This window comes from Streptomyces sp. P17 (assembly GCF_032436805.1).
Classification (GTDB): Bacteria; Actinomycetota; Actinomycetes; order Streptomycetales; family Streptomycetaceae; genus Streptomyces.
The window spans coordinates 1-249 of sequence record NZ_JAVRBF010001249.1 but is presented as its reverse complement, the minus strand read 5'-3'; the positions used below and the strand labels follow the sequence as shown (position 1 = coordinate 249).

General features: G+C 67.5%; 1 protein-coding gene. It reads left to right on the top strand.

From position 1 onward, the window contains the following. A partial coding sequence (locus RMT89_RS44575) for a hypothetical protein (RefSeq protein ID WP_315889459.1) occupies positions 1-249 on the top strand: 249 nt, incomplete at both ends.

Below are 249 nucleotides of genomic sequence, written 5' to 3'. Positions count from 1 at the left end.
CGGCGCTCGGATGGCGGCGGGGCAGGCAGGGCTCCTCGTCGACGGCAAGTACCTTCACCCCGGTGACCGTGTCGACCTCTCACGGTTGTGGGCAGACGACGTCCCGGCTGATGTCGCCGACTGGGCGTCCTCCACACTCGCGATCCTCGCCGATCAGCCATCAGAGACGCAGGATGGCCAACTGGTCTTCCGCCTGGCCAACCACAACCGTCCCGTCGTCACCGTCGCCGGCACAGTCTTCGCTGTTGC